The organism is Pseudarthrobacter sp. O4, from assembly GCF_050157025.1.
Taxonomy (GTDB): domain Bacteria; phylum Actinomycetota; class Actinomycetes; order Actinomycetales; family Micrococcaceae; genus Arthrobacter.
Genome location: NZ_CP189591.1, coordinates 410,768 through 431,144, shown reverse-complemented (window position 1 = coordinate 431,144; position 20,377 = coordinate 410,768). Strand labels below are relative to the sequence as shown.

General features: G+C 67.3%; 18 protein-coding genes. 9 read left to right on the top strand and 9 right to left on the bottom strand.

Translation table 11 applies throughout. From position 1 onward, the window contains the following. From whiA to ACQCSU_RS01990, 7 genes are all read left to right on the top strand, one after another. Positions 1–981, top strand: coding sequence for a DNA-binding protein WhiA (whiA, locus tag ACQCSU_RS02020; protein WP_426977970.1), 981 nt, complete (start codon positions 1–3; stop codon positions 979–981). Between the two features lie 178 nt (positions 982–1,159). Then, entirely contained in the window at positions 1,160–1,783 is a 624-nt protein-coding gene (locus ACQCSU_RS02015; RefSeq protein WP_426977968.1) for a superoxide dismutase, read from the top strand. A 266-nt stretch (positions 1,784–2,049) separates the two neighbouring features. Continuing rightward, positions 2,050–3,060 (top strand): type I glyceraldehyde-3-phosphate dehydrogenase, encoded by a 1,011-nt coding sequence (gene gap / locus ACQCSU_RS02010; RefSeq protein WP_426977966.1) that lies wholly within the window; start codon positions 2,050–2,052, stop codon positions 3,058–3,060. A gap of 10 nt (positions 3,061–3,070) precedes the next feature. Beyond that, positions 3,071–4,297 (top strand): phosphoglycerate kinase, encoded by a 1,227-nt coding sequence (locus ACQCSU_RS02005; RefSeq protein WP_426977964.1) that lies wholly within the window; start codon positions 3,071–3,073, stop codon positions 4,295–4,297. Between the two features lie 128 nt (positions 4,298–4,425). Beyond that, positions 4,426–5,241: a triose-phosphate isomerase gene (tpiA, locus tag ACQCSU_RS02000; RefSeq protein WP_426977962.1), complete on the top strand. Its 816-nt coding sequence runs from the start codon at positions 4,426–4,428 to the stop codon at positions 5,239–5,241. Positions 5,242–5,290: 49 nt separating this feature from the next. Further along, positions 5,291–5,548 (top strand): preprotein translocase subunit SecG, encoded by a 258-nt coding sequence (gene secG, locus ACQCSU_RS01995; protein ID WP_120950437.1) that lies wholly within the window; start codon positions 5,291–5,293, stop codon positions 5,546–5,548. A 117-nt stretch (positions 5,549–5,665) separates the two neighbouring features. Continuing rightward, positions 5,666–6,043: an RNA polymerase-binding protein RbpA gene (locus ACQCSU_RS01990; RefSeq protein WP_426977960.1), complete on the top strand. Its 378-nt coding sequence runs from the start codon at positions 5,666–5,668 to the stop codon at positions 6,041–6,043. Here ACQCSU_RS01990 and pgl read toward each other — a convergent pair. The 6 genes from pgl to tkt are packed head-to-tail and all read right to left on the bottom strand — an operon-like array spanning position 6,014 to position 14,285. Continuing rightward, positions 6,014–6,784, bottom strand: coding sequence for a 6-phosphogluconolactonase (gene pgl / locus ACQCSU_RS01985; protein WP_426979912.1), 771 nt, complete (start codon positions 6,782–6,784; stop codon positions 6,014–6,016). The genes ACQCSU_RS01990 and pgl overlap by 30 nt on opposite strands. A gap of 37 nt (positions 6,785–6,821) precedes the next feature. Beyond that, positions 6,822–7,763: a glucose-6-phosphate dehydrogenase assembly protein OpcA gene (locus ACQCSU_RS01980; RefSeq protein WP_426977958.1), complete on the bottom strand. Its 942-nt coding sequence runs from the start codon at positions 7,761–7,763 to the stop codon at positions 6,822–6,824. Beyond that, the gene (gene zwf, locus ACQCSU_RS01975; RefSeq protein WP_426977956.1) at positions 7,760–9,322 is read right to left on the bottom strand and encodes a glucose-6-phosphate dehydrogenase; all 1,563 of its coding nucleotides are present in this window, start codon (positions 9,320–9,322) and stop codon (positions 7,760–7,762) included. The genes ACQCSU_RS01980 and zwf overlap by 4 nt, the downstream gene beginning before the upstream one ends. A gap of 15 nt (positions 9,323–9,337) precedes the next feature. Then, complete coding sequence (locus ACQCSU_RS01970) at positions 9,338–10,972, bottom strand: glucose-6-phosphate isomerase (protein ID WP_426977955.1); 1,635 nt, start codon at positions 10,970–10,972, stop codon at positions 9,338–9,340. Positions 10,973–10,978: 6 nt separating this feature from the next. Next, positions 10,979–12,109, bottom strand: coding sequence for a transaldolase (tal, locus tag ACQCSU_RS01965; RefSeq protein ID WP_426977953.1), 1,131 nt, complete (start codon positions 12,107–12,109; stop codon positions 10,979–10,981). Between the two features lie 58 nt (positions 12,110–12,167). Continuing rightward, on the bottom strand, positions 12,168–14,285 hold the full coding sequence (gene tkt, locus ACQCSU_RS01960) for a transketolase (RefSeq protein ID WP_426979911.1): 2,118 nt from the start codon (positions 14,283–14,285) through the stop codon (positions 12,168–12,170). Positions 14,286–14,816: 531 nt separating this feature from the next. Between tkt and ACQCSU_RS01955 the strand changes: the two genes are divergently transcribed. Further along, positions 14,817–15,779, top strand: a complete 963-nt coding sequence (locus ACQCSU_RS01955; protein WP_426977951.1) for a heme o synthase — start codon at positions 14,817–14,819, stop codon at positions 15,777–15,779. A 640-nt stretch (positions 15,780–16,419) separates the two neighbouring features. Then, on the top strand, positions 16,420–17,379 hold the full coding sequence (locus tag ACQCSU_RS01950; protein WP_426977950.1) for an EAL domain-containing protein: 960 nt from the start codon (positions 16,420–16,422) through the stop codon (positions 17,377–17,379). Between the two features lie 217 nt (positions 17,380–17,596). Here the strand turns inward: ACQCSU_RS01950 and ACQCSU_RS01945 are convergent, their stop codons facing one another. From ACQCSU_RS01945 to ACQCSU_RS01935, 3 genes are read right to left on the bottom strand one after another with little or no spacing between them, the layout of a single operon-like run. Continuing rightward, positions 17,597–18,541, bottom strand: coding sequence for a COX15/CtaA family protein (locus ACQCSU_RS01945; protein ID WP_426977948.1), 945 nt, complete (start codon positions 18,539–18,541; stop codon positions 17,597–17,599). A gap of 7 nt (positions 18,542–18,548) precedes the next feature. Then, a complete protein-coding gene (locus ACQCSU_RS01940) occupies positions 18,549–19,337 on the bottom strand; it encodes an ABC transporter permease (RefSeq protein WP_426977946.1) in 789 nt (262 codons plus the stop codon). Beyond that, entirely contained in the window at positions 19,334–20,302 is a 969-nt protein-coding gene (locus tag ACQCSU_RS01935; protein WP_426977945.1) for an ABC transporter ATP-binding protein, read from the bottom strand. The genes ACQCSU_RS01940 and ACQCSU_RS01935 overlap by 4 nt, the downstream gene beginning before the upstream one ends. Between the last annotated feature and the right edge of the window lie 75 nt (positions 20,303–20,377).

Here is a 20,377-nt window from a genome sequence, read left to right as displayed (position 1 = left end):
ATGGCACTGACAGCATCAGTCAAGGAAGAACTTTCCCGGCTGGACATCAAGAAGTCCTCGGTCCGTAAGGCTGAAGTGTCGGCTATGCTCCGCTTCGCCGGCGGACTGCACATCATCTCCGGCCGGATCGTGATCGAGGCTGAAGTCGACCTCGCCTCAACCGCCCGGCGGCTGCGCGCGGCCATCGCCGAGGTCTACGGGCATCAGAGTGAAATCATCGTCGTCTCCGGCGGGGGACTGCGCCGCGGCAGCCGCTACGTGGTCCGGGTGGTGCGCGACGGCGAGGCCCTGGCCCGCCAGACCGGCCTCCTTGACGCCCGCGGACGCCCGGTCCGCGGCCTCCCCTCGGTGGTGGTGAACGGTTCCGCCTCCGACGCCGAGGCAGTGTGGCGCGGGGCGTTCCTCGTCCATGGTTCCCTCACCGAACCCGGACGCTCCTCCGCCATGGAGGTCACCTGCCCCGGACCGGAATCGGCACTGGCCCTCGTCGGCGCGGCGCGCCGCCTCGGCATCCAGGCCAAGGCCCGCGAGGTCAGGGGAGTGGACCGCGTCGTGATCCGCGACGGCGACACCATCGCCGCGCTGCTGACCCGGATGGGCGCGCACGACGCCCTGATGGTCTGGGAGGAACGCCGGATGCGCAAGGAAGTCCGGGCCACCGCCAACAGGCTGGCCAACTTCGACGACGCCAACTTGCGCCGCTCGGCGCAGGCCGCCGTGGCCGCGGGAGCCCGCGTGGACCGTGCCCTGGAGATCCTTGGCGACGACGTCCCGGAGCATCTCAAGTACGCGGGCGAACTGCGCGTGGCGCACAAACAGGCCAGCCTGGACGAGCTCGGCAGGATTGCCGATCCCGTGATGACGAAGGACGCCATGGCCGGCCGGATCCGGCGGCTCCTGGCCATGGCGGACAAACGGGCCCAGGACCTTGGCATCCCCGGTACGGAGGCCAATGTGACTCCGGACATGCTGGACGAGTAGCCTCTCCCCAGAAACAATTGCCGAATCAGATCCAGACGGTGGAAATACCTCAGCGACGCCGGAGGTTATGCGCACCGGATTCCGGATTCACCACAACCGTCCGGGTGCCATACCATCCGGGTGCACCATCCGAGAGTTACCGAACCGGACAACCCGTCCACGACATTGGAGGATTTTTGTGACCGAGTACGTACTGCCCGAACTCAGCTATGACTATGCAGCGCTGGAGCCCCACATTTCCGCGAGGATCATGGAGCTGCACCACAGCAAGCACCATGCCGCCTACGTGACGGGCGCCAACAACGCCCTGGCCCAGCTCGCCGAAGCGCGCGAGAAGGGCGACTTCGCCAACATCAACCGGCTGTCCAAGGACCTCGCCTTCCACACCGGCGGCCACATCAACCACTCCGTGTTCTGGAACAACCTCTCACCCGACGGCGGCGACAAGCCCGAGGGCGAGCTCGCGGCCGCCATCGACGACGCGTTCGGCTCCTTTGACGCCTTCCGCGCCCAGTTCAGCGCGGCGGCCCTTGGCCTGCAGGGCTCCGGCTGGGGTTTCCTCGCCTACGAGCCGATCGGCGGCAACCTCGTGATCGAGCAGCTCTACGACCAGCAGGGCAACGTCGCGCTGGGCACCACCCCGCTGCTGATGCTGGACATGTGGGAGCACGCCTTCTACCTGGACTACGTCAACGTCAAGGCCGACTATGTCAAGGCCTTCTGGAACATCGTCAACTGGGCCGACGTCGCCAAGCGCTTCGATGCGGCCCGCAGGAACGCCACCGGGCTCATTACCCTCTAAGGGTGTTGTAGTGCACATCCGTTTGTAACAAAGCTCACATTTCGCGCCGTTGGGGCCGAATCGTGGACGGCCTGCCCCCGCACTTGCGGGGGCAGGCTTAGTTAAACGTAAGATAGGTCACGGAAGGCGGTTAGCCTTCAGCAATGTGGCTGGTCGCCCTCCGATCTGGTAATCATCTCTGCCCAATGGCGTGCGGGATCTGTTAGTTGGCTTGAACGCCCGACTCAACTAGTCGTGCTTGCAAAAGCACCAAGGAGACTGAAAACGTGACCACCCGTATTGGTATCAACGGCTTCGGCCGCATCGGCCGCAACTACTTCCGCGCCGCCCTGGCCCAGGGGGCAGACCTGGAGATCGTTGCCGTCAACGACCTCACCAGCCCGGAAGCCCTCGCCCACCTGCTCAAGTACGACTCCGTCGGCGGGCGCCTGCAGGAGACCATCGAGGTCAAGGACGGCAACATCGTCGTCGACGGCAACATCATCAAGGTCCTCGCCGAGCGCGATCCGGCGAAGCTGCCCTGGGGCGAGCTGGGCGTCGACATCGTCATCGAGTCCACCGGCTTCTTCACCAAGGCCTCGGACGCGCAGAAGCACATCGACGCCGGCGCCAGGAAGGTCCTGATCTCCGCTCCCGCCTCGGATGAGGACATCACGATCGTGATGGGCGTCAACCACGAGCTCTACGACCCGGCAGCGCACCACATCATCTCCAACGCGTCCTGCACCACCAACTGCCTCGGCCCGCTGGCCAAGGTCATCAACGACTCGTTCGGCATCGAACGCGGCCTGATGACCACCATCCACGCCTACACCGCCGACCAGAACCTGCAGGACGGCCCGCACAAGGACCTCCGCCGCGCCCGCGCCGCCGCCATCAACATGGTCCCCACCTCGACGGGTGCGGCCAAGGCAATCGGCCTGGTCCTGCCGGAGCTCAAGGGCAAACTCGACGGCTACGCCATCCGAGTCCCGGTCCCGACCGGTTCGGCCACGGACCTGACAGTCACCGTGTCCCGCGAAACCACGGTCGCGGAAGTCAACGCCGCCCTCAAGGCCGCTTCCGAATCCGAGGCGCTCCAGGGCCTGCTGACCTACACCGACGAGCCGATCGTCTCCTCGGACATCGTCGGCGACCCGGCGTCGTCGATCTTCGACTCCGGCCTGACCAAGGTGATCGGCAACCAGGTCAAGGTTGTTGCCTGGTATGACAACGAATGGGGCTACTCGAACCGCCTCGTGGACCTCACGGAGCTTGTCGCAGCCAAGCTGGGCTAGGGTAAGACACATGACATTCCACACCCTCAACGAACTGATCGCTGATGGTGTCCGCGGGCGGTACGTTCTGGTCAGAAGTGACCTGAACGTGCCGCTCGACGGCTCTACAGTGACTGACGACGGCCGCATCAAGGCCTCCCTGCCAGTGCTGGAGAAGCTCACGGACGCCGGTGCCCGCGTGCTGGTCACGGCACACCTCGGCCGCCCCAAGGGCGCCCCGGAAGAGAAGTACTCGCTGAAGCCCGCCGTGTCGCGCCTGGCCGAGCTTGCCTCGTTCAAGGTCTCCCTCGCGCAAGACACGGTCGGCGGCTCGGCGAAGGAACTCGCCGCGGCGCTGCAGGACGGCGAAGCCCTCGTGCTGGAGAACGTGCGCTTCGACGCCCGCGAAACGTCCAAGGACGACGCCGGGCGCGGCGCCTTCGCGGACGAGCTGGTGGCCCTCACCGGAGCCAGTGGCGCCTTCGTGGACGATGCCTTCGGCGCCGTGCACCGCAAGCATGCCAGCGTGTACGACGTCGCGGCCCGGCTCCCGTCCTACCAGGGCGACCTGGTCCGCACGGAGGTCGAGGTGCTTCGCAAGCTCACCACCGACACCCAGCGCCCCTACGTGGTGGTGCTCGGCGGCTCCAAGGTCTCGGACAAGCTCGCCGTGATCGACAACCTGATCGGCAAGGCGGACACCATCCTGGTCGGCGGCGGCATGCTGTTCACCTTCCTCGCCGCGGCGGGCCACAAGGTGGCCGGCAGCCTGCTGGAAGAGGACCAGATCCCGGTCGTCCAGGACTACCTCAAGCGCGCCGCGGACGCCGGAACCGATTTCGTGGTCCCCACCGACGTTGTGGTGGCCAGCAAGTTCGCCGCCGACGCCGAGCACGAGACGGTCCGCGCGGAGGCGATCGAGGACAGCAGCTTCGGCGCCCAGGGCATCGGCCTGGACATCGGACCCGAGTCGGCAGCCGCCTTCGCGGAACGGATCAAGGGCGCCAGGACGGTGTTCTGGAACGGTCCGATGGGCGTCTTCGAGTTCCCGGCGTTCGCGGCCGGCACCCGGGCGATTGCCCGGTCGCTGACGGAGACGGAGGCGTTCACGGTCGTCGGCGGCGGCGACTCCGCCGCGGCAGTCCGGACCCTCGGCTTCGCCGATGACCAGTTCGGCCACATTTCCACCGGTGGCGGCGCCAGCCTGGAATACCTTGAAGGCAAGGAACTCCCCGGACTGACCGTCCTGGACCGCTAAGCAATCCAGCCGGCGGCGCGCCCGTCCCGCACAACGCGGGTCCGCAACTATTCGGGCGCGCTGCCGGCTGCTTCCCTGACTGATTCTTTCGATCCGCCTCTTTCGATCCGCACCTCTTTGGAGACCATGTGACAACGTCAACCAACGGCACGTTTGACCGCACGCCCCTCATCGCCGGCAACTGGAAGATGAACATGGACCATGTCCAGGGCATCACCCTCCTGCAGAAGCTGGCCTGGACCTTGTCCGACGCCAAGCACGACTACAGCCGGGTGGAGGTTGCCGTCTTCCCGCCGTTCACGGACCTCCGCGGCGTCCAGACCCTCGTCCAGGGCGATGAGCTGGAGCTTGTCTACGGCGGCCAGGATCTCTCCCCGTCCGACTCCGGCGCGTACACCGGAGACATCTCCGGGCAGTTCCTCGCCAAGCTCGGCTGCCAGTACGTCCTCGTCGGCCACAGCGAACGCCGCACCCACCACCACGAGTCCGATGAGCTGCTCAACGCCAAGACCAAGGCCGCCTTCCGCCACGGCCTCACGCCCGTGCTCTGCGTCGGCGAAGGCCTCGAAGTCCGGCAGGCGGGCACCCACGTCGAGCACAGCCTCACCCAGCTCCGCGCCGGCGTCGAAGGCCTCACGCCGGAGCAGGCCGCCGAGCTCGTGGTCGCCTATGAGCCGGTCTGGGCCATCGGAACCGGCGAGGTCGCCGGACCCGGGGATGCCCAGGAATTGTGCGCCGCCATCCGGGCCGAGCTGTCCACCCTCTTCGGTGCGGACGTCGCCGCCAAGGCCCGGCTGCTCTACGGCGGCTCGGTCAAGGCCAACAACGCGGCGTCCATCCTCAAGGAACGCGACGTGGACGGATTGCTTGTCGGCGGTGCCAGCCTGGATGCTGCCGAGTTTGCTAATATTGTGAGGTTCGAGAGTCACCTGCTGACGGATTAGTCCGGACACAGGTTTGGCCCCCGCAATCCAATTCTTCTGAAAGGCCGTCGTGGACGTTCTTCATGTCATTCTGCAGGTGCTTCTGGGCATCACCAGCCTCCTGCTGACCTTGCTCATCCTGCTCCATAAGGGACGTGGAGGCGGTCTGTCCGACATGTTCGGTGGCGGCATGAGCTCGGGACTCAGCTCCTCCGGCGTTGCCGAGCGGAACCTCAACCGCTTCACGATCATCCTGGGTGTCACCTGGGGCGTCGTGATCATCGCCCTCGGGCTGTTGATGCGGTTCAGCACCGGAGCCGACTCCTAGGACTCCGCGGAAAATCTTCATATGGGGCCCTTATGGCCCTCCCGGCATCGGGAACTCCGAACTACACTGTCGCTGGTTGTATGCACGTTCCAACAGTCCAGTAGCCAGGAGTTCCCGATGCTGCATTCTGCTTCCGGATTCAAGGGCATCCGTGTAGGAGCCACCGAAGGGGCCACACCCCGCCACGAGCCACTGGACGGGGCTGGCGTACGCCAGCCCCGTATCCGCGTCTCCTATGTGTGCGCCAAGGGACACGAGACCGCCCTGGTGTTCGCCCAGCTTCCCGAAGACCAGATCCCCGGGGTCTGGGACTGCCGCCGCTGCGGCGGCACGTCGACCCGGGACGAGGCGCAGTTCGCGCTCGAGGACACCCCAGTCGAAGGCTTCAAAAGCCACTTGGAATACGTTAAGGAACGGCGCTCCAGCCAGGACGCCGAAGACGTGCTGGCCGGAGCGCTCGAGAGGCTACGAGCCGGACAGGCCCTTCCGGATTAGCTGCTCCGGGACCCGGGCCGCCGCGTTTTCGTCGATCAGCCACAGAGTCTTCTCGCGTCCCCGGGGGCCGGCCGCCGGAACCTGGACCGGGTTGGCGCCGGCGAGTGCCAGTCCCACGGCTCCGGCCTTGTCCTCGCCCGCCACCACCATCCACACCTCCGAGGCCGTATTGATCGCCGGCAAGGTGAGGGAAACCCTGGCCGGCGGCGGCTTGGGCGAATTGCGCACCCCCACCACCGAGAGCTCCTTCTCACGGATGCCTGCCTGCTCCGGGAACAGCGACGCCACATGGGCATCAGGCCCCACACCGAGCAGGACGACGTCGAAGCGGGGGAGCATGCGGGGGTCGTCCGGGCGCTCATCCGACATGTCGGCGGCATGTTCGGCCGCCGCCGCCTCGGCCAGCCGCCGGGCGTAGTCTTCAGCGGCCTCCTCGGGGGTGCCGAAGTCCCCCGCGGCGCCCGGAACGTGCACCCGGGCCGGGTCCACCGGAATGTGCGAGAGCAGCGCCTCATGCGCCTGGCGCGCGTTGCGCTCGGCGTCGTCGGCGGCGACGAAGCGTTCGTCACCCCACCAGAAATTGACCTTGGACCAGTCGACGGCCGGGGCCGCGGGCGACTCCGCGACAGCCTTGAGTGAACCGATCCCCATCGAGCCCCCGGTAAGCACCACCGTCGCCTCGCCGTGTTTGTCCTGGATATCCACAAGCTTGGTGATCAGGCGGGCCGCGATCGCAGCCATCAGGACGGTCGAGTCGGGATGGATGCTTACTCTGGGGTCAGCGCTCACTGGGACGGACACTCCTTAGATTGGTACGTGGCAGTCCAATAGTAATCACTTCGCCGAATACTTCGTCCGGATCGAGGCGGCGGAGCTCTTCGGCCAGGCAGTCCTTGAGGTTCCGGCGCGGCAGCGAGATGCGCTGCGCGGGCTGGCCGGGCTGGGTCAGTTCGGCGATGGTGAGGCCGGGCCGGAATAACTGGACATCGCCGCCGGTCCGGGTCAGCCGGACCCGCCGGATGCCGGTGCCTGCAGGATCCGCCACGATCGTGACCGGTGCGTCCAGCGCGAGGGTAAGCCACGCGGCGAGCAGGATGGTGCTGGGGGAGTCCGAGGCACCCTCGACGGCGACAGCCGTCACGGGGGAATCGTCGACCTGGTCCAGCACCGCGGCCAGCTGGATCCGCCAGTTGGTGAGGCGGGTCCAGGCAAGGTCCGTGTCGCCGGCCTTGTAGGTCCGGCGGATGTTGTCCAGGGCACGCTGCGGATCGGCCTCGTTGGCCGAGTCCGTGATCCGGCGGTGCGCGATCCGCCCGATGGACGTCTCGCAGGCGTTCTTCGGGGCACCGTGCGGCCACCAGGCCACAATCGGCGCGTCCGGCAGCAGCAGGGCCGCCACGAGCGACTCGCTTTCCTCGGCGAGTTCGCCGTAGCCGCGGAGCAGGATCACCTCGGAGGCGCCCGCGTCGCCGCCGACCCGGATCTGCGCATCAAGCCTCGTCGGCGCGGAGGCCCCGGCGTCCGCCAGCACGATGATCCGGCAGGGGTGCTCCCGGCTGGCCTCGTTGGCGGCCTCGATCGCCTCCTCCTCCAGCCCGGACTTGGTGACGACCACGAGGGTGAGCACGCGGCCCAGGGCAATCACGCCGCCCTGCTCGCGCAAGGCCATGATCTTCTTGGAGATCTTGGAGGTGGTGGTGTCGGGAAGATCTACGATCATGGCCTTCTCCAGGTTCGTCCGTCGCGGGCAAGCAGCTCATCGGCCGAGGCGGGGCCCCAGCTTCCGGGCGCGTAGGGCTCGGGCTGTTCATCGAGGCTGGCCCAGTAGTCCTCGAACGGGTCCAGGATCTTCCAGGACAGCTCGACTTCCTGGTGCCGGGGGAACAGCGGCGGTTCACCGAGCAGCACATCGAGGATGAGCCGCTCGTAGGCCTCCGGGCTGGATTCCGTGAAGGAGTGGCCGTAGCCGAAGTCCATCGTGACGTCGCGGACTTCCATCTGTGTGCCGGGGACCTTGGAACCGAAGCGGATGGTGGCGCCCTCGTCCGGCTGGACCCGGATCACGACGGCGTTCTGGCCGAAGTCGTCCTCGCCGTGGTCGGTGAACAGCAGGTTCGGGGCCCGCTTGAGCACGACGGCGATCTCGGTCACCCGGCGCCCCAGCCGCTTGCCGGCCCGCAGGTAGAACGGCACGCCGGACCAGCGGCGGGTGTTGATGTCCACCCGGATCGCGGCGAAGGTCTCCGTCTTGGAGTCTTCCGGGATCCCGTCCTCCGCCAGGTAGCCGACGACCTTCTCGCCGCCCTGCCAGCCGCCGGTGAACTGCCCGCGGGCCGAGTGCGTGGAGAGGTCCTCCGGCAGCCGGACTGCGGCGAGGACCTTTTCCTTCTCGGCGCGGAGGTCGTCGGCGTTGAAGGAGATCGGCTCCTCCATCGCGGTCAGGGCCAGCAGCTGCAGCAGGTGGTTCTGGATGACGTCACGGGCCGCGCCGACGCCGTCGTAGTAGCCTGCCCGGCCGCCGGTGCCGATGTCCTCGGCCATGGTGATCTGGACGTGGTCCACGTAGTTGGCGTTCCACAGCGGCTCGAACAGCTGGTTGGCGAAGCGCAGCGCCAGGATGTTCTGCACCGTCTCCTTGCCCAGGTAGTGGTCGATCCGGAAGACCGCGTCCGGCGGAAAGACCGACTCGACGATGTCGTTCAGCTGCCGGGCCGATTCGAGGTCATGCCCGAACGGCTTCTCGATCACGACGCGGCGCCAGTTGTCACCCTCGGCCTCGGCCAGGCCGTGCTTGGACAGCTGCCGGCAGACCAGTTCGAAAGCTTTGGGCGGAATCGACAGGTAGAACGCATGGTTTCCCCGCGTGCCGCGCTGCTCATCCAGCTCATCGATCGTGGCGCTGAGCCGCTCGAACGCCTCGTCGTCGTCGAACTCGCCCTGCACGAAGCGGATCCCCTCGGAGAGCTGCTTCCACACGATCTCATCGAACGGCGTCCGGGCGTAGGCCTTGACCGCGGCCTTGACCTCCGCAGCGAAGTCCTCGTTGTCCCACTGGCGCCGGGCGAAGCCGACGAGGGCGAAGCTCGGCGGGAGCAGCCCGCGGTTGGCCAGATCGTACACGGCCGGCATGAGCTTCTTGCGGGCGAGGTCCCCCGTGACACCGAAAAGGACCAGCGACGACGGTCCGGCAATACGGTTCAGCCGGCGGTCCCGCGGGTCCCGGAGCGGGTTGCGCCCCCGGCCCGTGGACCTCCGGCCGTCGGTCATTGTTTCTGGCATGGTTGTGTGGGTGCCTTAGCTTTTGGTGGAGGGGGCTGCCTGGCCGGCCAGGGCCGAAACCAGGTCCTGCAGCTGCCGGACGCCCGCGGCGCGGTCCGTGAGGTGGAGGCGCAGGACCGGGCGGCCGTGTCCGGACAGGACCTGGGCGTCCCCGGCGGCCTGCGCGGAGATCAGCTCACCGAAGGTGAAGGGACGGTCCGGGATGGCGAGGTCGGTGGCGGACGCCGCCGTCACCTGGAGGAACACACCGATGGCGGGTCCGCCCTTGTGGAACTGGCCGGTGGAGTGCAGGAACCGCGGGCCCCAGCCGAAAGTGACGGGACGGCCGCTGAGCGCCGCCAGCTGGTCCCGGACACCCTCGAGAGGCGCGTAGGCGAGCCGGTCGAAGTAGGCCTGGACGCTCAAGTAGCCGTCCGGGCCAAGCTCGTCGAGCAGCGCGCTGACCGCTTCGGCCGCCGTGCCGGCACCGCCAAGCCATTCCCCGCCGCGGACCTCGATGGCACCGTCGGTGAAGCTGGCCGGCGTCGGTTCCGGCTGGGCATCCAGGAGGCCGCGGGCAGCCACCTTCGCGGTTTCGACGTCGGGCTGGTCAAAGGGGTTGATGCCGAGCAGGCGGCCTGCCACGGCGGTGGCGAATTCCCAGGCCATCATCTGGGTCGGGAGCCCGCCCGCGATGGCCACTTCATTTTCGCCGAGTTCGACGTCGGCATCCACCGCAACAAGGCGGATCACCAGGACATCCGGGGCACCGAGGGTGGCCTCGGGCGACTTCGGTCCTGCCACGACCGGCAGCACGCCGGTGCCGAGCTTGCCGGTGGATTCGGCGATGAGCTGTTCGGCCCAGTCGGCGAAACCAGCGATCCCGGAACCGTCCTCGGCGATGACGATCTTGTTGCGCAGCGGGTTGGTGCCGCCCAGCGCCGCGGCGAGGGCGAGGCCCATGTTCTCCTCCGAGTCATCGTTCAGGACTTCCGCGGCTTCCTCGGCCTCGTCCAGGAATGCCTGGATGTCCACGCCGGCCAGGCCGCAGGGCACCAGTCCGAACGCGGTGAGGGCCGAGTAGCGTCCGCCGACGTTCGGATCCGCATTGAAGACGGCGCGGTAGCCGGCCTCGCGGGCGGATTTGTCCAGCGGGGATCCGGGATCGGTGACGATGATGATCCGGCTCTTGGCGTCGATGCCGGCCTCGGTGAAGGCGTGTTCGAAAATCCGGCGCTGCGAGTCTGTTTCCAGGGTGGAGCCGGACTTCGAGGACACCACGATCGCGGTTTCGCCCAAACGGTCCGCCAGGGCGGCCGAAACCTGTTCGGGATCGGTGCTGTCCAGCACGGTCAGCTCGACGCCGGCGGTCCCGGCGATGACCTCGGGGGCCAACGAGGAACCGCCCATGCCGCACAGCACGATCCGGCTGACGCCCTCGGCGCGGAGCGCGTCGCGGAGCGCAAGGATGTCCGCGACGAGCGGCTGCGAGACGGTGGCCGCCTCAACCCAGCCGAGCCGGACGGAAGCCTCGGCCTCGGCGTCGGGACCCCACAGGGTGGCGTCCTTGGCGAAGATCCGGGTGGCGATCTTGTCTTCCAGCAGGGCCGGGAGGTGCTGTTCGTGGGCCTGACGGGCAGCGCCCGTGGCGTCGTAGCTGAGAGTCGTCATGGTGGACTATGCGTCTTTCCGTGCAGCGGCCAGGGCCGCCTCGACGTCGCCAAGCAGTTCCTTCCAGCTGGCCACGAACTTGTCGAGGCCTTCGGACTCGAGCAACGCGACAACCTCGTTGTAGGAGACGCCGAGCGCTTCCAGGGCGTCGAGTGTCGCGTTCGCTTCCTGGTAGGTGCCGGTGACGGTGTCTCCGGTAACCACGCCGTGGTCGAAGGTGGCGTTGAGCGTCTTCTCCGGCATGGTGTTCACGACGCCGGGAGCGACGAGCTCCGTGACGTAGAGGGTGTCCGGGTAGGCCGGGTCCTTCACGCCGGTGGAGGCCCACAGCGGGCGCTGGGGGAGGGCGCCGGCGTCGGCCAGGAGCGCCCAGCGTTCGGTGGAGAAGAGTTCCTCGTAGACCTGGTAGGCAAGGCGGGCGTTGGCCACGCCGGCCTTGCCCTTCAGGGCGCGCGCTTCGTCGGTGCCGATCGCGTCGAGGCGCTTGTCGATTTCGGTGTCCACTCGGGAGACGAAGAAGGATGCCACGGAGTGGATCTTGGAGAGGTCGTGGCCGTTCTCCTTGGCCTGCTCGAGGCCGCTCTGGAAGGCGTTGATGACGGCGCGGTAGCGCTCGAGGGAGAAGATCAAGGTCACGTTCACGCTGATGCCGGCCGCGAGGGTTGCCGTGATGGCCTCCAGGCCTTCGAGCGTGGCGGGGATCTTGATGAAGACGTTTTCCTTGTTGACCTGGCCGTAGAGCTCCTTGGCCTCAACGATGGTGCCGGCGGTGTCCCAGGCCAGGCGGGGATCCACCTCGATGGAGACGCGGCCGTCGACGCCCTTGGTGGCGGCGGCCACCGGTGCGAAGAGGTCACAGGCGTCGGCGACGTCGGTCGTGGTGATCGCGAAGACGGTCTCCTCGACGCTGGCGCCGGCTGCCGCCTGGGCGGCGATGACGGCGTCGTAGTCGTGGCCGGTGGTGATGGCGGCGTGGAAGATGCTCGGGTTCGTGGTGACCCCGACGACGTTCTTCTCTTCGATGAGCTGGCGCAGGCTGCCGGTGGCGAGGCGACTGCGGGAGAGGTCGTCGAGCCAGATGGAGACGCCGGCGTCGGAGAGCTGCTGGGTGGGGGTGGAGCTGGGGCTGGTAGTCATGTTTAACTCCTGAAAGTCTGGGGCCGGATTGCTGCGGCCCGGAAAGCGTGGTTTTGAATCAGGCGGTGAGGCCGGCCAGGGAATCCCTGGCGGCCGCGGTGACGGCTTCGGCAGTGATGCCGAATTCCTGGAAGAGGCGCTTGTAGTCGGCGGAGGCGCCGAAGTGCTCGAGGGAGATGGAACGGCCGGCGTCGCCGACGAATTCCTTCCAGCCCAGCGCGAGTCCGGCTTCGACCGAGACGCGTGCCTTGACTGCAGCGGGCAGGACCGCTTCACGGTACGCGGCGTCCTGCTGGTTGAACCATTCCACGCAGGGCATGGAGACGACGCGGGTGGGGATGCCTTCGGCCTGGAGGGCTTCGCGGGCATTGACAGCGAGCTGGACCTCGGAGCCGGTGCCGATCAGGATGACCTTCGGCGCCGCGGTGGCGCCGTTGGCGGAAGCTTCGGCCAGCACGTAGCCGCCCTTGGCGACGCCGGCGGTGGAGCCGAAGGTGTCGCCCTCCGCTTCGCCGGTGCCGCGGGCGTAGGTCGGGATGTTCTGCCGGGTCAACACGATCCCGGCGGGGTTCCCGTGGTTTTCCAGCATGATCTTCCAGGCCGCTGCGACCTCGTTCGCATCTCCCGGGCGGACGACGTCCAGGCCCGGGATGGCCCGGAGCGAGGCGAGCTGCTCCACCGGCTGGTGGGTGGGTCCGTCTTCGCCCAGGCCGATCGAGTCGTGGGTCCAGACGTAGAGCGACGGGACGCCCATCAGGGCACCGAGCCGGATCGCCGGGCGCTGGTAGTCGCTGAAGATCAGGAAGGTGCCCGAGAACGCCCGGGTGCGCCCGTGCAGGGAAATGCCGTTCACGATCGACGCGGCGGCGTGCTCGCGGATGCCGAAGTGCAGGACCCGGCCGTAGGGGTTGCCCTTCCACGCCTCGGTCTGCCGGGAGGAGGGGATGAACGAGGGCGAGCCTTCGATTGTGGTGTTGTTCGACTCCGCGAGGTCCGCGGAGCCGCCCCACAGTTCCGGCATGACCGGGCCGATCGCGTTCAGGACCTTGCCGGACGCGGCGCGGGTGGAGACGTCCTTGCCTGCTTCGAAGACCGGGAGGGCCGCGTCGAGTTCGGCCGGAAGCTTGCGGGCCTCGATGCGCTCCAGGAGCGCGGCGCCCTCGGGGTTGCCGGCCTGCCAGGCCTCGAACGCGTCCTGCCATGCGTTGCGGGCCGCGGCGCCGCGGTCGGCAGCTTTCCGGGTGTGGGCGAGGACGTCGTCGTCGACCTGGAAGGAACGCTCCGGATCGAAGCCGAGGACCTTTTTCAGGCCTGCGACTTCCTCGGCGCCCAGGGCGGAGCCGTGGATCTTGCCGGTGTTCTGCTTCTTGGGGGCCGGGTAGCCGATGATGGTGCGCAGCGAGATGATGGACGGCTTGGAGGTCTCGGACTTCGCGGCGAGCAGCGCGGCGTGGAGTTCCTGCACGTCCTCGACGTATTCGCCGGTCCGGGTCCAGTCGACGCGCTGGACGTGCCAGCCGTAGGCCTCGTAACGCTTCAGGACGTCCTCGGTGAACGCCACATCGGTGTCGTCCTCAATGGAGATGTGGTTCTCGTCGTAGATCACCACGAGGCTGCCGAGTTCCTGGTGCCCGGCCAGCGAGGACGCCTCGGAGGTGACACCTTCCTGCAGGTCGCCGTCGGACGCGATCACCCAGATCGTGTGGTCGAACGGGCTGGCGCCCTCGGCGGCGTCGGCGTCGAAGAGGCCGCGCATCCGGCGCTGGGAGTACGCGAAACCGACCGCGGACGCGAGGCCCTGGCCCAGCGGGCCGGTGGTGATCTCGACGCCGGCGGTGTGCTTGTATTCCGGGTGGCCCGGGGTCAGCGAGCCCCAGGTCCGCAGCGCCTGCAGGTCCTTCAGCTCCAGGCCGTAGCCGGAGAGGAACAGCTGGATGTACAGGGTCAGGGAGGTGTGGCCGGGGGAGAGGACGAAACGGTCCCGTCCCAGCCAGTCCGGGTTCTTCGGGTCGTGCCGCATCAGCTTCTGGAACAGCAGGTACGCGGCCGGAGCCAGACTCATCGCGGTCCCCGGGTGGCCGTTACCGACCTTCTCCACGGCGTCCGCAGCGAGAACGCGGACAGTGTCCACCGCACGCTGGTCCAAGCTGGTCCATGACAGTTCTTGCTCTTCCAAATGTGGCACGAAAACCGGGCCCCTCTCTGTGCTGACGGCGGGTGGAATGGTCAGTCCCGTCCGGGCACAGTTCGGTGCCCGCTGCGGTACGTCCCAGCCGTTCACCATCGAAACGTTGATCTATCTTCAGTCGCGCCGGCAACTGCACGTGTCCGGACACAGTTACGTCTCTGGCGGCTATCGCCCGTGCGCGCTGATCTGCAGATAGCTTAGCCCTATTCCACCTGTCGGGTGGCGTATATCTCACCAATTGGACCGGATTTGTCGCTTATATGAATCACCGCCCGGCGCCGCGGCGGTGAGCCCGCGTTAACCTGTTCGAATCACGGCGGTGTTCCGGCGGCTTCATCACGGCAACTTCATGACGGCAACCCGGGACCCCGACGTCGGCGGGTCACGGTATGATGGTGCGTGGCTACCAACGGGGGGCGAGGACACGCCCGTACGCGGTGCGCGGACCCCCTCCAGCAACGCGCCGGATTCAAGGCGCACTGCGAAAACCAGCCCGACTGAACAGCCAGACAGAACAGAGTGACTGCCACCGTGAGCACAATCGATACGCCGCTGAACGCCTCCACGATCCCCGGAAAGATCGGCTTCTCCCGCAAAGCCAAGGCATACTTGGCGCTCACGAAGCCCCGCGTCATCGAGCTTCTGCTCGTGAGCACGCTGCCGACCATGATCTACGCCCAACGCGGGTTCCCGTCAATCGGTCTGATCCTGGCAACGCTCGTGGGCGGCGCCTTCGCGGCAGGCAGTGCCGGTGCCTTCAACTGTTACATCGACCGCGACATTGACAAGCTCATGCACCGCACGGAGAAACGGCCGCTGGTCACGGGCGAAGTGACGCCGCGCGAGGCGCTCGTCTTCTCCTGGCTCCTGGGCGCGGCGGCGATTGCCATTCTCTGGTTCGGAGCCAACCCCCTCGCTGCGTGGCTCGGCCTTGGCGCCATCGTCTTCTATGTGGTCATCTACACGATGATCCTCAAGCGCCGCACCGCGCAGAACATCGTCTGGGGCGGGGCTGCGGGCTGTTTCCCGGTGCTGATTGCCTGGGCCGCCGTGACCAACACGGTGGAGTGGCCCGCCGTCGTCCTCTTCATGGTGATCTTCCTCTGGACCCCGCCGCACTACTGGCCGCTGTCCATGCGCTACGGCGAGGACTACCGTAACGCCAACGTGCCGATGCTCGGTGCCATCGCCGGCGCCAAGGTGGTCTCGGTGCAGGTTGTCCTGTACGCGTGGGCCATGGTCGTCTGTTCGCTGCTGATGGTTCCGGCCGGTGGCGCAGGCTGGGTCTACACCGTCACCGCCGTCGTCGCGGGTGCCTGGTTCCTGTACGAATCGCACGCGCTGTACAAGCGGGCGCAGGGCGGGGACGTTTCCAACAAGGGCGCCATGAAGGTCTTCCACGGCTCGATCAGCTACCTGAGCCTGCTCTTCATCGCCCTGGCCGTAGATCCGTTCGTCGGTTCCGCCATCGTCGGCGGCTAGCACTTTTCCCCTGGCCACCATCGCAGGCTGCTCCTGGATGGAGGTTCATCTGCGGGCGACCGACACAGGCAGCACCGAACTGCGGAGGCACATGGCGCCGGTGCGCTATCGCCCCGCAAGCTGGCTCCATCGCTCTGAGACCATGGAGCCAGCCTTTGCGGGAATCGGCATCTGGAGAGAATGCCGCGCAGCCTGCCCCCAAAAACTACTTGCCGGACCACGTCCCAACCACAGGGTAAACGCCGGAGGGCTGGCTGGCAACGACCCATGTAACAAGAACTGGAATCAAGTGAGCACCTAATTGTCAAGTCCGTTTTCTGCATGTAAGGAACATTGCCGGGCTGAACCAGCAGCGTGACAGGCCGGTTGATCCCGTTGTACAGTCCTGTCACGGACTTCCTCGTTCCAGCGCTGGAGACGCCGGACGTGTGCAGGCCGGTTCCGGACTCACCCGGGACACGGAACAAAGGAATAGCCAATGTCGCCGGAGCCGTCGTCCTTTCCATCCTGCAGCGACAGCCAACACCCGGAGGCACCCGCGGTAAACGGGAAGCCTGAGGATGAGGCTTCGGGGATACGCCGACAGGCCGCGGAGATCGTCGAGGCGGTGCTGTCACAGACTTCACCAGAGAACGCCCCCATGCGGGATCAACTTCGCAAACACCTTGCCTCCAACCCAGGACGCCCGGAAATAGCACTCGCGGAGCATCTGGTCTCCCTCGGATCCCTGGCCGATTACACGGGTGGCGTGCATCAAGTGCAGCGCCCGCCCGTCCCGTCAGAGGGGAAAGACGCCGTCGAAACGACGGCCACGGCGACAACCGAGAGTGCTTCGCGCATTCAGGCGGTCCTGGCACATCGGACGCTGTTGACGGCTTTCCAGCCGATTTTCGATCTCTCCACTGCCGCAGCCGTCGGTGTCGAAGCGTTCACACGGTTCGTCAGCGACGGGAGCGACAGCGCCGACTACTGGTTTACCGAGGCCGCCAACGCACAGCTCGGTAGCGAACTTGAATTCGCGGCGCTGGAGTCCGCCCTTACTGCCGCGCAGCACCTGCCTGCCCACCTGTACGTGGCGCTGAAACTCTCCCCGGCCATCTGCCTGGACCCGCTCCTGCCGGAATTTCTTCAGGAATCGGGGCTGTCCCCCGGCCGGACGGTACTCCAGCTCACCGAGGCGCTGACCGACGAGGAGCCCGCTGCCCTTGCTGCAGCGCTGGAACCCCTGCGACGGCGGGGAGTCCGCCTGGCGATTGACCATGTGGGCTCGTACTTTGCCTCGATCCGCCACGTCTGGCAGCTCGAACCAGACATCATCAAACTTGACCGGAACCTCATCGAGGGAATCTGCACCGACCCGCTGCGCCACGCCTTCAGCGAGGCCATGACCGGCATCGCCGGTCAGATCGGTGCGTCGGTTACCGCGGAAGGAATCGAAACCAGTGCTGAACTCGCGGCCGTCACCGGGCTCGGATTAACAGCCGGGCAGGGTTACTTCCTGGGCCGGCCATCCACCCGGCCTCAGGACTGGGACAGCTGGAGCATCCCCGCGCACGCCTTCGAGTCGTTGACGGATCCTGACGCGTCCGCGCGGTCATGAAAACGAACGACGGTCTGCCGCCGGGCAGGCCAAAGCCCACGGCACTGTTTCAACGGCGGAACCGGTGATCCCTACCAGCTCCGAGAATCGTTGAGGCCATATCCCTGGCGGCTGCACTGTCGGGCGCTGATGTGCCAGGCTGGCTGCGTGCCAGCCTCGGACGGAAAGGGGTGCTTCTCAGCGACGAGGCAGGCCGCTGCGCGCCTACCTCGGATGCCTACTTGACCGGGCTGTGGCGGGCGAGGTCGGCGGCGTTCGTGGCGGCGCTCATCAGCAGCGCGGCCCCCAGCATGTGTGCACCGACAAGCAGCGCCGGGATGCCGTTGTAGTACTGGGTGAAGCCGATGATGGCCTGCAGCACGGTGACGCCCAGGAGCAGGAGCACGGCGGTGCGGAACGGCCCGGAGATCCGGCCGCGGAGCACCAGGACCAGCCCGAAGAGTGCGCCGGCGGTCACCAGGTAGGCGGGCACGGCGTGGATGTGCGAGAACAGGTCCCAGTCGAGTTCATTCCGCGGGGCATCGGCGTCGCCCGCATGCGGGCCCGCTCCGGTCACCACCACGCCCAGGCAGACCGCCACGGCGGAGATGAGCGCGACGGCGGTCATCACCGGGCGTGCGGCGCCCGGGAGCGCGGCGAGCCCGGCAACCCGGGCCTTGCCCGTGCGGCCGTAGGCGCGGTTCACCAGCAGGGTCGCGAGGACCACGAGGCCCATGGAGACGAGGAAGTGCAGGCCCACCACCCAGGGGTTCAGCCGGGTCAGTACCGTGATGCCGCCGATCACGGCCTGCGCCGGGATGCTGGCGAGCAGGCCGAGGGCCGGCAGGAAGAGGTCGCGGCGTTCCTTGCGCAGGTTCCACAGGTACACGAGCATCATCACGGCGACGGCGGCCAGCGCGAAGGTCAGGAGCCGGTTGCCGAACTCGATGATGCCGTGGATCCCCATTTCCGGGGTGTTCACGAGCGAGGCGTCCGTGCAGCGCGGCCAGGTGGGGCAGCCAAGTCCCGAGGCGGTGAGCCGGACAGCGCCGCCGGTCACCACCAGCACTGTCTGGCCTATCAGGGACAAAACGGCCAGCCGCTTGACCGTCTTGTCAACGGTGACGGGCAGCCGGGAGGTGATCCCGGAGATGATCCGGGGTGGGCGTGACGCCGTACTCACAGTTTTCTCAATTCCACTTGAACCAACGGGTGGCTGCGCCGCCGGCAAGTGCCGTCCAGAGCAGCAGGACAAGCACGGCACCAGCATTGATGCTGCCGTGCAGGAAAGCGTCCCTCAGCGCCTGGCCCAGCGCACCCGAGGGAAGGACATGCACCACGGCCTGCGCCAGCGCAGGGAGCCGTTCGGCCGGGATAACAATCCCGCCCAGCGCCCCGAGCAGGATCCACAGCAGGTTGGTGATGGCAAGGGTCGCCTCCGGCCGGACCGTTCCGGCGACGAGCAGGCCCAGTGCCGTGAAGGACGCGGCCCCGAGGACCAGCAGGGCCAGGCCGGGCAGCCAGCCCGCCGGCTCGGGCTGCCAGCCCAGTATCAAGGCCACGGCCGTTACGACGAGCACTTGCAGCAGCAGCACAGCCAGGACGGCCAGGCCCTTGCCGGCAATCAGCCCGGTGCGGCCCAGAGGGGTCGTGGAGAGAAAGCGCAGGACTCCGTAGCGGCGGTCGAAACCGGTGGAGATGCCCTGGCCGGTGAAGGCGGTGGACATGGCGCACAGCGCCAGGATGCCCGGGACGGCGATATTGATCCGGCTCGAACCGAGCCCGTCAAGCAGCGGCGTGACGGTCAGGCCCACCATCGCCAGCAGCGGCAGCACAATCGCGAGGATCAGCTGCTCGCCGTTCCGGAGCATGGTGATCGTTTCGTACCTGCCCTGCAGCGCGATCCGCCGCAACAACGGAGCGGGCGCACGGCCAGGCGCCGCGCCGCCGCGAGCCGAACTGCCGGAAACGCGGGTCATCGGATCTCCCTTCCGGAGATGTCCAGGAAGACATCCTCGAGGCTGCGTGCTTCAAGGCTGAGGGAGCTGGGCATGATCCCGCGCGCGGACCACCACGCGGTGATCGCGGCCAGATCGGCGGGGGTGAGGGCGCCGGTGGCGGCGTAGCTGCCGGCCCGCGCTTCGGTGACGTCGACGGCGTCGGGCAGCACCCCGGTGAAATCCAGCCCGGGTTCTGTCTCGAACAGCAGGGTGCGGATGTGCTGCTCCCCGGCGCCGGCCGGAAGCTTGTGCTGCAGGAGCTGGGCGACGGTTCCCTCGGCGACATTGCGGCCCCCATCGATGATGTAGACATAGTCGGCGAGGCGCTGGGCATCGTCCATGAGGTGCGTGGTCAGGATGATCCCCATCCCGCGGTTGCGGAGTTCGGAGATGAGCTCAAAGACCAGCTGGCGGGACTGCGGGTCCAGGCCGGCGCTCGGCTCATCCAGGAAGAGCACCTCGGGATTCCCGACGAGGGCTGCGGCGAGGGCGAGGCGTTGCTTCTGTCCGCCGGAGAGCCGCCGCACCGAAGTCCGGCTGAAGCCGTCGATGCCAAGGCGTGCAATGAGCTCCTCGACGGGCCACGGTTCCTGGTACATGCCTGCGATGTGCTTGAGCAGCGGAATGGGCCGGGCCGACGGCGGCAGCCCACCGTCCTGGAGCATCACGCCGACGCGCGCGCGCAGTCCGGCCCCGGCCGTGTCCGGGTCCTGGCCTAGCAGACTGATGCTTCCCGCGGTACGCTTCTGGAGTCCCTGGGCGCATTCGATGGTGGTGGTCTTGCCGGCACCGTTGGCGCCCAGCAGTGCCGTGACCTGTCCTCGTTCGGCGACAAGGGAGAGGCCGCTGACCACCCGCAGCATCTTGCCGTCAAGGGTGGGCAGCGGACCAACATCCTTGACTAGCCCGCTGATGGACAGGACGGGGGATTCGGGAGATCGCACCAGAGCATTCTACGCGAAGTAGTACGCGCGGCCGGGTGCGGTGCCGGATCCCGACAGCACGGAAGCCGACGGCAC